The following is a 13,899-nucleotide window of genomic DNA, read 5'->3' as shown; positions in this document are numbered from 1 at the left end:
TTGGAAGCCACTGCATATTTCAAGATGTAAAACCTCGAGGCACATCACTACAGAAAATGACCCTAAGTTCAAGGTTGAGTTTGGGGTCAAGTTTTATACTTATTTCGACTCAATTAGCAACAACTCCACCTAATATCAAAGGAGACTTAACTTTGGATTGTGCCTATTTTCCTTGTAGGCAAAGTAAGTGAAGGGCTGTACTTCCTTAAAGAATAGAGTGTTTAAAAGCCCTGCGATATTAGGAGTTGTTGTATGAAAAATTATACCGAAAGGCATGTCAAATGCCCCCATTGTGGACATTCAATCGGCATTACACTAGATGCAAGTAATGGTGACCAAGAGTTTTATGATGATTGCCCAGCTTGTTGCCATGCCATTCACTTAAATATGCGAGTAGATGAGCTGCAAGATAAAGTCGAACTGTTTATTGATGACAATTACGAATAACAACTCGAGCATGTAAGCGTTGGAAACACAAAGTCACTTGAATTAAAAAGGAGCGCTTGGCTCCTTTTTATCATTCTAAAGCTGTTTTGCTGCGAGAACTCGCTCAACAGTATCAACTATGGCCTGAGTCTGAGGGTCAAACTCGATATTAACGCGGTCCCCTACTTGTCTTACTCCAAAGAGTGTTCGTTGCAAGGTTTCTGGAATTAGATGTACTGAAAAACGACACGCTTCAACCTCACCAATCGTCAAAGAACAACCATCCAAGCCGATATAGCCTTTCGCTAACACATATTTCATTGATTCTTGCGGCAGTTGGAACCAAATCGTGCGGTTATTAGGCGTATCGATGATCTCGACAATATCAGCCATCAAACTAATATGGCCAGACATGCTGTGTCCGCCAATTTCATCACCAAACTTGGCAGCTCGCTCAATGTTTACGCTGTGACCTTCAACTAGCTCGCCTAAGTTGGTGAGAGCCAATGTCGCTTGCATTAAATCAAAGCTGATAAGGTTGCCATTTATATTGGTCACGGTCAGGCAGCAGCCATTGTGAGCGACAGATGCCCCTATTTCTAATCCTTTACAAAGCTCTTCGCTTAACTCGACAACATGCGTTTGAAAGCGTTCTTTTTTATCAATTTTAACGACCTTCGCCGTACCCTGAACTATTCCTGTAAACATTCTTTTTACCTATTGATTTCATACAAGCTGCAATCGATGACAGAGCCTTAAGCACAGCACTGTGTATCGAGATAAAACCTGTAGATTATAGAGCAACGACCTATTGAAAAATGGAGCCTTGTTCTCATACATGCTTCTAACATTAACATGATTTATTACAGCTCTCAGTATTAGCGTATCCTGAGCTTAGCGAGCATTAAGTTAGTGTTATCCACTATTCGCAACCTAACTATGGAATATAAACATACAATTGTTTATCATTTGCGCGGAGTTTCTCCGAGGCATTTTTTCACCTTATCGTGACTAAAATCAACCATCAGATCAGTTCACCACATCTTTTGTCCTCGAGCGCTCTCATTCTTTCAACTTATTGTTCCGCTCTGGAGTATTTTTCGTGCATCGCTATAAAGAAGAAGCATCAAGTCTCATCAAATTGGCGACCCCGGTATTGATCGCATCTGTTGCTCAAACTGGTATGGGGTTTGTTGATACCGTTATGGCCGGAGGCGTTAGTGCCACCGACATGGCTGCGGTTTCTGTCGCTTCAAGTATTTGGCTTCCATCCATTTTATTTGGTGTGGGTTTGTTAATGGCGTTAGTCCCTGTTGTCGCACAGTTAAATGGCTCTGGTCGTCGAGTAAAAATCCCGTTTGAAATTCAACAAGGCGTCGTTTTGGCATTGTTGATCAGTGTGCCGATTATTGCAGTGCTGCTTCAAACCCAATTTATTCTCGGGTTTATGGATGTTGAAACGCTGATGGCAGAAAAAACAGTGGGGTACATTCATGCTGTTATCTTAGCAGTCCCTGCCTTCTTGCTTTTTCAAACGCTTAGAAGCTTTACGGATGGTATGTCATTGACGAAACCAGCAATGGTCATTGGCTTTATCGGTTTACTGCTCAACATTCCTCTAAACTGGATTTTCGTGTATGGCAAGTTTGGCGCACCTGAATTAGGCGGTGTTGGCTGTGGTGTTGCAACCACGATTGTTTACTGGGTCATGTTTGCCCTACTATTGCTTTATGTAATGACATCAGATCGACTTAAAAGCATCAACTTATTTGGTGAATGGCATCGACCACAATGGAAAGCGCAAGTTCGTCTGTTCAGACTCGGCTTTCCTGTTGCAGCAGCGCTGTTTTTTGAAGTGACACTATTTGCTGTCGTTGCACTATTGGTCTCACCACTAGGACCAATCATCGTTGCGGCGCACCAGGTTGCGATTAACTTCTCGTCGCTAGTATTTATGCTTCCAATGAGTATCGGTGCCGCAGTGAGTATTCGTGTCGGACACCGACTTGGCGAAGAAAACGTTGATGGCGCTCGCGTTGCTTCACGAGTGGGCATCATGGTCGGTCTAGGTTTATCTGTTCTTACAGCGATATTAACCGTATTGTCTCGTGAATGGATCGCCGAACTTTACACTAGCAACCCTGAGGTCATCACTCTAGCGATGCAACTGCTCGTATTTGCTGCTGTTTATCAATGTACGGACGCAGTTCAGGTAATCGCGGCAGGTGCACTGCGTGGCTATAAAGATATGCGAGCCATCTTCAACCGTACTTTTATCGCCTACTGGATTCTTGGTTTACCAATGGGTTACGTCCTTGGCCGCACAGACTGGATCGTCGAGCCAATGGGTGCGCAAGGTTTCTGGCTAGGCTTTATCATCGGCCTTTCTTCTGCCGCACTTATGTTAGGGGTAAGAATGCGCTGGATGCACCGCCAAGAACCAGAGGTGCAATTGAACTTTTCAGTTCAGTGATCATAAGAAAAAGCCAGCACACGCTGGCTTTTTTGATCGAATAATAACGCTGTTGAGTATACTTATAACAAGCTTGTGAGCCAGTTCAGCCTGCTCTTTTGGTGACGAATACGAAGTTATAAAAAGGATATTTGTGCGGTCTATTTTATTGTTTTTAGTCTTGTTTCTTAACGGTTGCGATAACTGGTTCAACCCAGAAAGAGCAATGTTTGACAAGTATCACCAACGTGTCGCCAATGTGTTGGACGCTCCTACTCTTCCAATCGAATTGCAATCTACGGTGACCATACCTGCAAAACGTGACTTATTCGAGCCATTGCCAAGGCTATCGATTGGTTTACTAGAAAGCTACCAATTACGCCAGTGTGGATTATTCAATCTACTTGCCGAGAAAAACTCGCAACTTGGTAAGGTGCAGGATGCATTTCATGATTTTGATTATCAAACTGCCCTTTTAAGAGTCATGAATCGATGTCTATCCGAATTTCAGCTCAGCGATGAAGAACGTACTACATTAACAGAGCTTTATTCGACTAAGTGGCAGCATTTAGGTACTCATCTTGACAACTTGCTACTCGCGAGTGATGCAATGCAAAAGCAGCTAACGGCGTCGGATTGGATATCTCAAGAAACACCAAATGATGTTGCACGTATTAACGACGTCTATCGCCTTTTCAGTGAAATGTACGGCTTACCTCATCGCGCCATTTCACGTCTGCCCGATATTGAGATTGTGCAGTATCAAGAAGAGTTAGAGAAATCTCGTTTACTCGGACGACTTTACTATTCGATGATAAACGCTTCTCACTGGCTAAAAGCTACGACTCAGTTACTTGAACAACATCAGAATAATGTGTTGTGCGGGCCAAACCGAGACGTGACCCAGTTCCGCTACCTAAGAAATGTCTTTCAATCTATTTACGTTGAAGAAGTGCAACCTTACTTAGCCTATTTAGACAGTACCTATCAGCAACTTCAAGACGGTGCCACCTTGATAGAAAAGCGTATGCAACTTCATGGTCATCAATATGGTATAAAAGAGGCACACAAAACCTTTAGACAAGAAACCCTAAACCACGTTCAGTTTTGGCAGGGTCTCTTCAAGCGGTGCGGCGTAACCGTTGGCAACTAGTAAGTGCAGAGCGTTCTATTCTTTCAGCCTCTCACGCAAGAATCGGGCAAAACGTGGCTTACCGGTATGAGTAAAACCGTTGTACCTGAACGTGATCGTTGAACCTATTTTCGGAGGCTGACGACGCACTTCATCGGTAAACCCACTACCAATGTAAAACTCTGTACCATCTGGTAAGCGAACTAACATCGCCCCCATCATACCCAATAAACGCCCCGTGCCTGGCTTATAGCCCACGACTAGCGCTTCATCATCTGCGTATCGTTTCAGTTTAAGTAAATCACTACCACGTCCAGCTTGATAACGGCTTGATACCTTACGTAGCATCACCCCTTCACCATCGGATATTGAAATCTTATCCAATTGCGCAAACAGGTGAGCTTCATTTTGGATCGCTCGGTGTTCGACATATTTGATATGAGGTTGGTCTACTTCGAGCACTAAGTCTTTGATGTTGTAATAACGCTTCCGGTAATCACCAGCAGAATACGGCATATCAAAGATCATAAAATCAATGTTTCGCCAAGCTGACTCCACAGGCGTTTTATCCAAAACCGTTTGTTGTACGAGATGAAAATTGCCTCGTCCCGCCCATAGCTCACCATCTAACGGATAGTCAGGGAGTGAATCTATAAACCAATCTGGAGCGTAGATTCGGTTACCATTTCTCGTCACGAGATGTTGTCCTGTCCAATAGGCGCGAATGCCGTCGAGTTTTTCGCTATACCAGTATTCAGATACATCGATACCATCTTGATAGCTTTGCGCAAGAGAAACTGGAGGCGTGAGAGAAGTATCAGCTTGAAGCTGTGAAGACGCTGTCATAACAGCCAGCGCGATTAATGTCATTTTTAATGGCATAAGAAGACCTTGTACAAAAAAGCGCCTTTATTGAACCGTAACTCCTCTCGATGACCTATTTGTTACTAGTCATTCTTCGACTCAGAACAATCAACTTAAGTAATGATTTGCAAGGACAATCATAAACTTTAGACAGATTTTGCATTTAATATTTACACATTGTTCACAATGAGATGGGTGAGTCTCAAATCAAGTCACAACCTAATCTCGATGAGACTCTTGCATTAGCGCTCGATATTAATTCGACATCTCTCCTGAACAAGCCGTTTGTCTATGCGTTTTTGATTCTCAAATTGAGAACCTATTCCTTCTCAATTTGAATGACACCACCAAAAAATCATAACCATCTGATTTTATCTGCATTTAAATCTGGCACGTTACCTGCTCTATATCCAAGTAGAGAAAACAAACGGAGATAGAGTCATGGAATTACGCAAACTAGAAATTAATCAAGACAAATTAGCCATTGAGTTTTTTGGTGACTTAGACGCAAGTGGCTGTCGACAAGCACAACATCACATTGATGAAGTAATTCACGACAATCATCACAAAGAAGTCGAAATTAACCTACAGCACGTCCAATTTCTTGATTCTTCAGGGATTGGTGCCATTGTTTACTTATATAAGCGTCTAGTTGAACGTGAAAGAAGCATGAGTATTGAAAACGTATCAGGCCAACCTTTAGAAATCATGAGCTTGCTTCGTATTAACCATGCTATTCCCGTTAACTCAAAAGGACACTAAAAATACCGGTTTAAACGGAGGTTGGCATGGTAAATCTTATACGACGATATGTAGTAAGCGGTCTTGTTGTCGGCATGTTTGGTTGTTCGTCGTTTGACTACCCAGACCACGGAAAAGGTGGCTTGGCGGAAAACTATCAAGATATCTCAATTGAAAATTATCAGTTTTCCCCAGTCATGCCCGATGAACCGTTAGGTCCAGAGCATGGGTTGAGGTTTGATTGGCAACTCACCAAGCTACACCTAGACGCGTTGATTCAAGAAGGCGCACGCTGGTGCTTTCCTGCAGCAGTCGTGCAAGCGCTTGAGAAGCAAAACAGAATCGCACGTGAACTAGAAGGGGGACTTCTACTCGATGCTGCTAACGATCTGGTGATTCAACGTCGACGTTTAAACCAACTTGAACAGCAACTCGACTATGTATTAAGCCAAACCACTTGTTCGCCACCCGATGATATTGGAGCATTGCGTAGCGATTTGAACGTCGTCGCTGAAATTTATGCACTCCTCAATATTGATAATCAATTTGCTGTCGATTCAGCAGAAATTAATCCAAAGTACATGGGACATTTGGCAGAAGCTGCCTACATTTTGCGTGACCACCCTAACCTAACTCTTGTGGTGACTGGGCATGCCGATGTCACTGGCTCACCAGATTACAACCAGAAACTCGCTCAAGCGCGTGCAGAACAAGTGAAGCGTTACCTAACTGTATTTGGCATCACTTCAGAACGCGTAACCACCAAATCTGTGGGAGACAGCCTGCCGCTTTACGAGGGTGAAACACCTGCCGTGCGTTTAACCAATCGCCGCGTAAGCATCGAGGTTATTAGCCCTAATTCAGATAGCGATACCTCAGTAAATCGCAACCTATCTGTAGGAGGTGCGCTATGAACACGATGAAACCATTTATCACCTTAGTTCTTTTGTGCTTGGTTGCTTGGGTACCTACTTCGTCAGCAGATGGAAACAATACTGTTAAGGTTGGCGATTTAATTCAGATTAACCTACCTGGAGAAGCGTCTTTAAATAAAGGGTTTCAAGTCGATCGCCGTGGGCGTATTAACTTACCGGAAGTCGGCCCTGTATTTGTTGCTGGATATAATGAACAACAGCTCCAAGACGTGATTATCGAAACGCTAAAAACCGTGTATCGTGACGTAAACAACGCTCGAGTCTTTATCAAACAACAACAGTTATTAGTGTCAGTCCAAGGCTACGTGGTCAAACCCGGGGAATATACCTTACCTTCAGGTTCCAACATTCAAATGTTTGTATACGAAGCTGGCGGCCTTCGCGCTGGTGCTCAGCTCGATAAAATGATCGTTAAACGCGGCGACAAAAACATCGAGTTTGACTACAAACGTTTCCTTGATACTGGTGATAATAGCCAGCTCCCGAAATTGGAATCGCTGGACGTACTGTTTGTTCCAGCATCTCCACTCGTTGGGAATATTGAGCAAGAATTTGATGCAGCAAAACTCGCGAACTCAGGCGATAGCGCAGACTCCGCTCGTGCCATCAAAGTCTTTGGTGAAGTTAATGCTCCCGGCTCATTCTCTTACAAACCGAACACCACGCTCGTTGATGTCGTGATGAGAGCTGGCGGCGTAACACGATATGCCAGTGTTGAGCAAATTCGCGTGATCACAAATAACAACCCAACCATGTTCAATCTAAAAAAGTATCTGGATACGGGTGATCAAAGCTTACTACCAGAAATCCTACCGGGTGCCACCATTTTTGTTCCAAAACAGGAAGAAGAAATCAAAGCGGGTGCAAATGTGGTTTATGTCATGGGTGAAGTTGCCCACCCTGGCGCGTATGAAGGAAAGCAAGACGCTAGCTTCATGGATATTCTCGCCAATGCAGGCGGGCCTACTCGCTATGCAGAATCTCGCCAAATTCGTGTCATAAAAGCCGATGGTAAGGTCATCAAATTCGACCTAACCGCGCATACCGAGGGGCTGTCTTCGGTTAGACCACCGAATGTCGGACCTGGCGACGCGATTTTCGTGCCTGAGAAAACCGATTTCAACGAGAAGTCATGGCTAAAAGTGGCGCCAAGTCGAGCGGTCGCTGTGATGGGAGAAGTCGTGCGCCCGGGACGTATTGAATGGTCAGACGAAATGGATTTAATTGATCTGCTTGCGCATGTTGGCGGCCCAACACGTAGAGCTGACACCACCAAAATTGAAGTCGCCAATAATGGTCAAATGACACAGTTCGATTTAGATCAATACATTTTAGATGGCTCACCAACATCGAATCTGCCCCGAGTTTCTGCTGGTACGGTAGTAAGAGTCCATGCATTACCTGACGATCCATCAGACAACAAATCGCAATGGGTAAGCCAAAGCTCTGATGCCTCGATATATGTTTTCGGTCAAATCAATGCACCAGGCCGCTATCGCTTTACCGAAGAGATGCACTTTCTGGATATTTTATCTGCCGCCGATGGACCAACAATGGATGCCGATATTCACAATATTCGTGTGACGCACCGAGGCCTAGGCTATGCCAAAGTGAGTAAATTGAATTTGTCGATGTACTTTGAAACAGGCGATGAGTCCATTCTTCCCCACGTTCGTCCCGGCGATACCATTTACATTCCGGAAAAAAACAAAAACTGGTTGGATCGCTCCAAAGAATCCACCGTGCGTGTATTAGGTGAAGTAAGAGACCCTGGGCGCTATGTATTTAATGACAACATGACGGTACTTGACTTGCTGGCCGAAGCAGGAGGCCCGACAAACAATGCGTATCTTGAAAAAATCAGTGTGGTCAACATGTCTTGCTGTCAGGGCCAAGCTCGAACATTTGATTTGGTGAACTTTAGCAAAACCGCCAACATTTATGATTTACCAGTCATCCGTGCAGGCGACACTATTTACATTCCACATAAAGACGAAAGCTTTGCTGAAAAAGCGAGAGCCGGATTAAGAGATATTTTACAAATCACCACAACCATCGTGTTAATAGGAGCGTTGTAATGACTATTCCTGCCACTCACGCTGAGATTGAGCAAATTTATCTTCAGAGTGAACAGAAAGGCCACAAAACGATTTGTGTTGTGGGTTGTAAGTCTGAAGACGGCGTCACTTCCGTTGCTTCATCTCTAGCAGAGCGTCTGGTTTTAGCTGGACACAATACTTTGTATGTGGATCTTAACCTGTTCAAGCCCGCGTATCGCACCATTCACGAGTTTGATGATACAGAAAAAGTTGGCCACCTGATCACAAGAGAAAATACGCATCAAACCTTAGTTGGTCTCCCTGCTCCATCTCTCGCCAGCACTCAATTGGCGTACCGAGATCCGACAATGCTGAAGCGCAATATTGCAGAGTGGTTAACGCAGTACGAGCGTGTCGTGATAGACACATCTCCACTTCTGAGTGTCAACCGAAGCAATATTGCCCCTCAAGTGATTGCGGGCGTATGTGATGCCACCTTATTAGTCGCACATTATGGCTCTACGACGGCAACCCAACTCGAACAAGCCAAAAAACTACTTGATGCTAGCGATGCGAATTTGATTGGTTCCGTGCTGAATATGAAGCATACACCTAGCCTGAAAGATGAGTTGATCCGACAAGTTTCCAAGCTACGCTTTTTACCCAAAAAGTGGAAAGAAAAGATATCTCAACAAATTAAGAAAAGTGAACTGTTTATGTTATAGGGAGCGCCAATATGACTGCAAATAACACACCGACTATCGAACAGGAATTGGTGGATGAACACATTCTCCAGCAAATGATCAAAGATACGTGCGCCGAAATCATCCCTACGCTGATTGAACACTATATTGAAGAGTCACGAGAGCGCATGGAGAAAATAGAGCAAGCATTAAGCGCGAAAGACCTCCAAACATTAGAGTTCGAAGTTCATACACTCGGCAGCTCTGCCCTTGCTTTAGGTAACCGAACGCTTTCAAGACAAGCAAGAATGATTGAGAAATATTGTGTGGAAGGGAAAACACTAGAAGCATTGGCTCTCTGTGAGTCTCTTTCCCAGCTGGCAAATGAATCGTTTGACGCGCTAGAAAAGCGAAAAGATCAAGGATTCGAGTAACAGTTTCAATGATAAATTATCTTATGAATCATCGCACTTATTAAAGTGCGATGCCGATATCATCTAAGATATTTACAATTTAACTTAATCAATTAAAAAGTATGGATTTTTCGCAAATTTCCCACCTTGTGCTAATACTTAGATAACGCTTTTCTCAAATTGAGAATATTCAGCACTAGAGAGCACTAAGTCATATAACTCGCTCATCACGCCAAATACAAATAATAGTGCTGACAAAAATCATAAAAGTGAAACGAACTACGTTGGGATAGGACTATGAGACCAAGGGTGTTACTGGTAGAAGACTCTACTTCACTAGCCATACTTTATAAGCAGTATGTCAAAGACGAACCTTATGACATTTTTCATGTCGAAACAGGTCGCGAAGCAATTCAATTTATTGAAAGAAGCAAACCTCAGCTCATCATTCTCGATTTGAAACTGCCCGATATGTCTGGTGAAGACGTGTTGGATTGGATCAACCAGAATGACATTCCTACCTCCGTTATTATTGCTACAGCGCACGGCAGCGTAGACTTAGCCGTTAACCTAATTCAAAAAGGTGCGGAAGATTTCTTAGAAAAACCTATTAACGCCGATCGCCTAAAAACTTCTGTTGCATTACACCTCAAACGCGCCAAATTGGAAGATTTAGTAGAAAACATTCAGTCCAAGTTTGATCGCCATAACTATCACGGATTTATCGGTTCAAGTCTCCCAATGCAGGCGGTATATAAAACTATTGATGCCGTTGCTCCAACATCTGCCAGTGTCTTTATTGTGGGTGAAAGCGGCACAGGTAAAGAAGTCTGTGCGGAAGCCGTGCACCGTCAGAGCGACCGTAAAGACAAACCTTTTATTGCTATAAACTGCGGGGCTATCCCACGAGATTTAATGGAAAGTGAGATTTTTGGCCATGTTAAAGGCGCATTTACCGGAGCCACAACAGACCGAAAAGGTGCTGCGACGCTGGCTCACGGTGGTACGCTTTTTCTCGATGAACTGTGTGAAATGGAACTTGAGATGCAAAAGAAGTTGCTCCGTTTTCTTCAAACAGGAACCTACACACCGCTTGGTGGCACTCGAGAGATGAAGGTGGATGTTCGAATCATTTGTGCCACCAACCGAGATCCATTAACAGAAGTGGAAGAAGGTCGTTTTCGTGAAGATTTGTATTACCGCGTACACGTAATACCTATCGATATGCCCCCCCTACGCGAGCGAGGAAGTGACATTGTCACGCTAGCCAAGCACTTTTTGACCACTTATGCCAAACAGGACAAAAAGAAATTCTCAACAATCGACAGCGAAGCTCAACATATCATCAAGCATTACGAATGGCCGGGTAATGTAAGGCAATTACAAAACATCATACGTAACATTGTGGTGCTTAATAATGACGAAAAAGTCACGGTGAATCACCTACCCGCTCAACTGACTAGAAAGTCTAAAACGGTGAGAACATCCACTCCCGCACATGTAACTCAAGAGCCAGCAAACCCTAAAACAATAACATCCCAACCTGTGTATGTTGAGGAACAATCGGCCCCCACTAGAGAACCGTCAATACCGACACCGGAACCTAACATACAATCATCAGCGGCTGCCTCGCCGTACTTTAACTCTGATGGAACCATTCGCCCTATGTGGCAAGTGGAGCGTGAGGCGATTCAAAACGCAATCGCATACTGTGATGGCAACGTACTCAATGCCGCCGTAATGCTGGAGCTAAGCCCATCTACGGTTTACCGAAAAAAACAAGCGTGGGAAGCGGATGAAATTAATCTCGAACAATCTTGAGAAACTTGCCGTTGGTGAAATTTGGATTTTTCTTGATAGCCGCCTGTTTGGCGGTATCGAAAGTCACGTCATAGAGCTTGCTCGTGGATTAATGACATTTGGGCACAAAGCACGTGTTGTCTTAACGACTGAGTACTCGCCACCAGCACAGATTGTAGAGAAAGCAGAAGAATCAACCATCCCTGTGAGTTACTTGAACCATTTGTCTGGTGAGCCACATAAGGCATTAAAGATCAAACACCTAACAAGCGCGGTCGCCAATCACCAACCATCGGTCATTCACTCCCACGGTTACAAAGCGTCAATCTTAGCGCGCTGTGCCAAGCTACTCACGCGCACATTTCCTCGCTTGATTTCAACTTATCATGCAGGAGAATCATCCTCGGGCAAACTGTGGCTCTATGATTGGCTTGATAGAAGTTCAGGCTACCTCTCTAACCACTGCTTTTCCGTCAGCCCAAGCATTCAGCGTAAAGTCATTTTCCCTTCGGAACTGCTGAATAACTTTGTTTCGATTCCCGATCGTAATCTCAACTATCAAGAAATCGCTTTCGTCGGCCGATTGAGCCAAGAAAAAGGTGCCGACCAATTTATCGAAGTGGCTGAGCTCTGCCCAACACTGCATTTTAGTGTTTACGGTGATGGACCCGAAAGAGAATCACTCGCCCAAATTGCCCCTTCAAATGTGAAATTTTTCGGTCATCAAACTGAAATGGAGACCGTTTGGAAAAACATTGGCGTGCTGGTAATTTCTTCTCGCTATGAAGGCCTGCCTATGGCGGCGCTTGAAGCAATGGCTAGAGGAATAGTCGTGATGAGCCTACGCGTGGGTCGCTTGCCCGATATTATCCAAACTGGCGAAAATGGCTTTATTGTCGATGGCGTCCCATCTCTCGCTCAATGCCTTAAACATTGGATGTCTCTTGATGAAGCGCAGCAATCTCTCATTCGTCAAAACGCTCGGCAGACCATTATTGATGATTTCTCGGCACAAAGCGTTATTCCTGTATTGCTACGAAAATATCAAATTGAAACGGAGCAATAAGCCATATTGGTTCTCAATATGAGAATATTGCTTCTTCCCTTGAGTCCAAGCACAAATATCTAATAATATTCAAACACATAAACTAATGGCATATTTTGGCATCTCTGTTGCAGCTCAGCAGTTAACACAAGTTAATGATGAGACAGAGGTGACTTATGACTACTCCAAAACGCATTCTATATGTTCATTATGGTGATAACTGGATTCGCGGCAGTGAAGTGGTACTTCTGGATCTCATCTCAGGGATTGACCGTGATAAGTTTGAGCCATTCGTGTGGTCAAACTGCCAGCCACTAATCGATAAGTGTCAATCGCTCGGAATTGAAGCGGAACATTCTGTTTTCAATCTCGTTGGTGGCTGGAGTGCGCCTCGCTGGGATATTAGCGGATGGAATAGCCTTATCAAACAGGGCTCAGCACTGATCGAAAAACACAATATCGACTTGGTACACGTTAATAGCGGTGGTCCTTGTCAATGGATGTGTTTGGCTGCACGCATGAATCACATCCCACTTGTCACTCAACTTCATTGTCACTATACATTGCGAGATCGCTTCTCTCTTGGGCTACACCTCTCCCCAAAATTGATTTGCGTTAGTAAAGATGTCGGTCGTGAAATTATTCAGGACGGTTACCCAGAAGACCAACTTTATGTTGTGCACAACGGTGTATCGCTTCTGGACTCTGATACGCCCATTGATATCAAGGCTCACCTCGGAATACCTCCACAAGCGTTTACCTTTCTCTCGGTAGGTTCGTTGATTAAAAGAAAAGGATTCGACCGCCTTATTCGCGCTATGCGCATGCACAATTACCATCACGATAATCCTCATCTTGTTATCGTTGGCGATGGCGAGGAAAGAGAAACATTGCAACAACTTGCTTCGGATCTCGGTATCCAAGACAGAGTCCACTTTGTCGGGGAAAAAAGCAATGCAGGTGCATGGATGTCTGGGAATGCAGACGCTTTTATTAGCGGCGCCTACGAGGAAGCCTTTGGTCTCGTATTAGGGGAAGCGGCTTTAGCCCAATTGCCTATCGTCGCACCAAAAACAGGAGGCATCCCTGAGTTGTTCGAGCATAATCACTCTGCTCTACTGTACCAGAATCGCGGAATGGCAAGCTTATTAAACGCTATCCAACAAGTCATGCAAGATGCAGCGCTAAGAAACAAGCTAGCTGAAAACGCCTATCTTCATGCTAGCCAAAACCTCACGACTGCAGCATCCATAAGCGCCATTGAACGTATTTATGAAGGTGAGCTTGAGAACAACAGTATTACACCAATGCCAATGACTCACTGCATGAAGCCTCTTTCACGCTGGTTGAGTATCAATTGAGGAGCCCA

At 44.3% G+C, this 13,899-nt stretch carries 13 protein-coding genes; 11 read left to right on the top strand and 2 right to left on the bottom strand.

What is annotated here, in order from left to right; translation table 11 throughout:
* Window positions 1-252 precede the first annotated feature (252 nt).
* Window positions 253-447: a CPXCG motif-containing cysteine-rich protein gene (locus NB463_RS21345; protein WP_005396219.1), complete on the top strand. Its 195-nt coding sequence runs from the start codon at window positions 253-255 to the stop codon at window positions 445-447.
* Window positions 448-522: 75 nt separating this feature from the next.
* Here the strand turns inward: NB463_RS21345 and NB463_RS21340 are convergent, their stop codons facing one another.
* On the bottom strand, window positions 523-1,134 hold the full coding sequence (locus NB463_RS21340; protein WP_258431050.1) for a riboflavin synthase subunit alpha: 612 nt from the start codon (window positions 1,132-1,134) through the stop codon (window positions 523-525).
* Window positions 1,135-1,528: 394 nt separating this feature from the next.
* Here NB463_RS21340 and NB463_RS21335 point away from each other — a divergent pair, with 394 nt between their 5' ends.
* Both NB463_RS21335 and NB463_RS21330 read left to right on the top strand, forming a co-directional pair.
* Window positions 1,529-2,899, top strand: a complete 1,371-nt coding sequence (locus NB463_RS21335; RefSeq protein WP_005396222.1) for an MATE family efflux transporter — start codon at window positions 1,529-1,531, stop codon at window positions 2,897-2,899.
* A 133-nt stretch (window positions 2,900-3,032) separates the two neighbouring features.
* Entirely contained in the window at window positions 3,033-4,031 is a 999-nt protein-coding gene (locus tag NB463_RS21330) for a DUF3080 domain-containing protein (RefSeq protein WP_258431049.1), read from the top strand.
* Between the two features lie 15 nt (window positions 4,032-4,046).
* Here NB463_RS21330 and NB463_RS21325 read toward each other — a convergent pair whose 3' ends face one another.
* Window positions 4,047-4,892 carry a DNA ligase gene (locus NB463_RS21325; RefSeq protein WP_145474038.1) on the bottom strand — a complete coding sequence of 282 codons (846 nt, stop codon included), beginning with the start codon at window positions 4,890-4,892 and terminating at the stop codon, window positions 4,047-4,049.
* Between the two features lie 423 nt (window positions 4,893-5,315).
* On the opposite strand from NB463_RS21325, the gene NB463_RS21320 reads away from it, so the two are divergent.
* The 8 genes from NB463_RS21320 to NB463_RS21285 all read left to right on the top strand — a co-directional run bounded on the left by NB463_RS21320 (window position 5,316) and on the right by NB463_RS21285 (window position 13,891).
* Window positions 5,316-5,636 carry an STAS domain-containing protein gene (locus tag NB463_RS21320; protein WP_005394270.1) on the top strand — a complete coding sequence of 107 codons (321 nt, stop codon included), beginning with the start codon at window positions 5,316-5,318 and terminating at the stop codon, window positions 5,634-5,636.
* Window positions 5,637-5,662: 26 nt separating this feature from the next.
* Entirely contained in the window at window positions 5,663-6,529 is an 867-nt protein-coding gene (locus tag NB463_RS21315) for an OmpA family protein (RefSeq protein WP_258431048.1), read from the top strand.
* The gene (locus tag NB463_RS21310; protein ID WP_048626371.1) at window positions 6,526-8,628 is read left to right on the top strand and encodes an SLBB domain-containing protein; all 2,103 of its coding nucleotides are present in this window, start codon (window positions 6,526-6,528) and stop codon (window positions 8,626-8,628) included. Before NB463_RS21315 ends, NB463_RS21310 begins: the two co-directional genes overlap by 4 nt.
* Window positions 8,628-9,314 (top strand): AAA family ATPase, encoded by a 687-nt coding sequence (locus tag NB463_RS21305; protein ID WP_047008761.1) that lies wholly within the window; start codon window positions 8,628-8,630, stop codon window positions 9,312-9,314. The genes NB463_RS21310 and NB463_RS21305 overlap by 1 nt, the downstream gene beginning before the upstream one ends.
* Window positions 9,315-9,325: 11 nt before the next feature.
* On the top strand, window positions 9,326-9,706 hold the full coding sequence (locus NB463_RS21300) for an Hpt domain-containing protein (RefSeq protein ID WP_046875251.1): 381 nt from the start codon (window positions 9,326-9,328) through the stop codon (window positions 9,704-9,706).
* 276 nt (window positions 9,707-9,982) lie between these two features.
* The gene (locus NB463_RS21295) at window positions 9,983-11,506 is read left to right on the top strand and encodes a sigma-54-dependent transcriptional regulator (protein ID WP_258431047.1); all 1,524 of its coding nucleotides are present in this window, start codon (window positions 9,983-9,985) and stop codon (window positions 11,504-11,506) included.
* Window positions 11,481-12,551: a glycosyltransferase family 4 protein gene (locus NB463_RS21290; protein ID WP_258431046.1), complete on the top strand. Its 1,071-nt coding sequence runs from the start codon at window positions 11,481-11,483 to the stop codon at window positions 12,549-12,551. Before NB463_RS21295 ends, NB463_RS21290 begins: the two co-directional genes overlap by 26 nt.
* Before the next feature lie 155 nt (window positions 12,552-12,706).
* Window positions 12,707-13,891, top strand: coding sequence for a glycosyltransferase (locus NB463_RS21285; protein ID WP_104974125.1), 1,185 nt, complete (start codon window positions 12,707-12,709; stop codon window positions 13,889-13,891).
* The last annotated feature ends 8 nt before the right edge of the window (window positions 13,892-13,899 follow it).

It is taken from the genome of Vibrio sp. RM-41-2B (genome assembly GCF_024744415.1).
Lineage (GTDB): Bacteria > Pseudomonadota > Gammaproteobacteria > Enterobacterales > Vibrionaceae > Vibrio > Vibrio diabolicus.
Note: the sequence above shows the minus strand (reverse complement) of the source record. Positions and strands in the feature narration are given on the sequence as shown.

Coding starts and splice junctions, on each gene's coding strand:
- NB463_RS21345 (WP_005396219.1), top strand. CDS start 253: ATGAAAAATTATACCGAAAGGCATGTCAAATGCCCCCATTGTGGACAT.
- NB463_RS21340 (WP_258431050.1), bottom strand. CDS start 1,134: ATGTTTACAGGAATAGTTCAGGGTACGGCGAAGGTCGTTAAAATTGAT.
- NB463_RS21325 (WP_145474038.1), bottom strand. CDS start 4,892: ATGCCATTAAAAATGACATTAATCGCGCTGGCTGTTATGACAGCGTCT.
- NB463_RS21320 (WP_005394270.1), top strand. CDS start 5,316: ATGGAATTACGCAAACTAGAAATTAATCAAGACAAATTAGCCATTGAG.
- NB463_RS21315 (WP_258431048.1), top strand. CDS start 5,663: ATGGTAAATCTTATACGACGATATGTAGTAAGCGGTCTTGTTGTCGGC.
- NB463_RS21310 (WP_048626371.1), top strand. CDS start 6,526: ATGAACACGATGAAACCATTTATCACCTTAGTTCTTTTGTGCTTGGTT.
- NB463_RS21305 (WP_047008761.1), top strand. CDS start 8,628: ATGACTATTCCTGCCACTCACGCTGAGATTGAGCAAATTTATCTTCAG.
- NB463_RS21300 (WP_046875251.1), top strand. CDS start 9,326: ATGACTGCAAATAACACACCGACTATCGAACAGGAATTGGTGGATGAA.
- NB463_RS21295 (WP_258431047.1), top strand. CDS start 9,983: ATGAGACCAAGGGTGTTACTGGTAGAAGACTCTACTTCACTAGCCATA.
- NB463_RS21290 (WP_258431046.1), top strand. CDS start 11,481: ATGAAATTAATCTCGAACAATCTTGAGAAACTTGCCGTTGGTGAAATT.
- NB463_RS21285 (WP_104974125.1), top strand. CDS start 12,707: ATGACTACTCCAAAACGCATTCTATATGTTCATTATGGTGATAACTGG.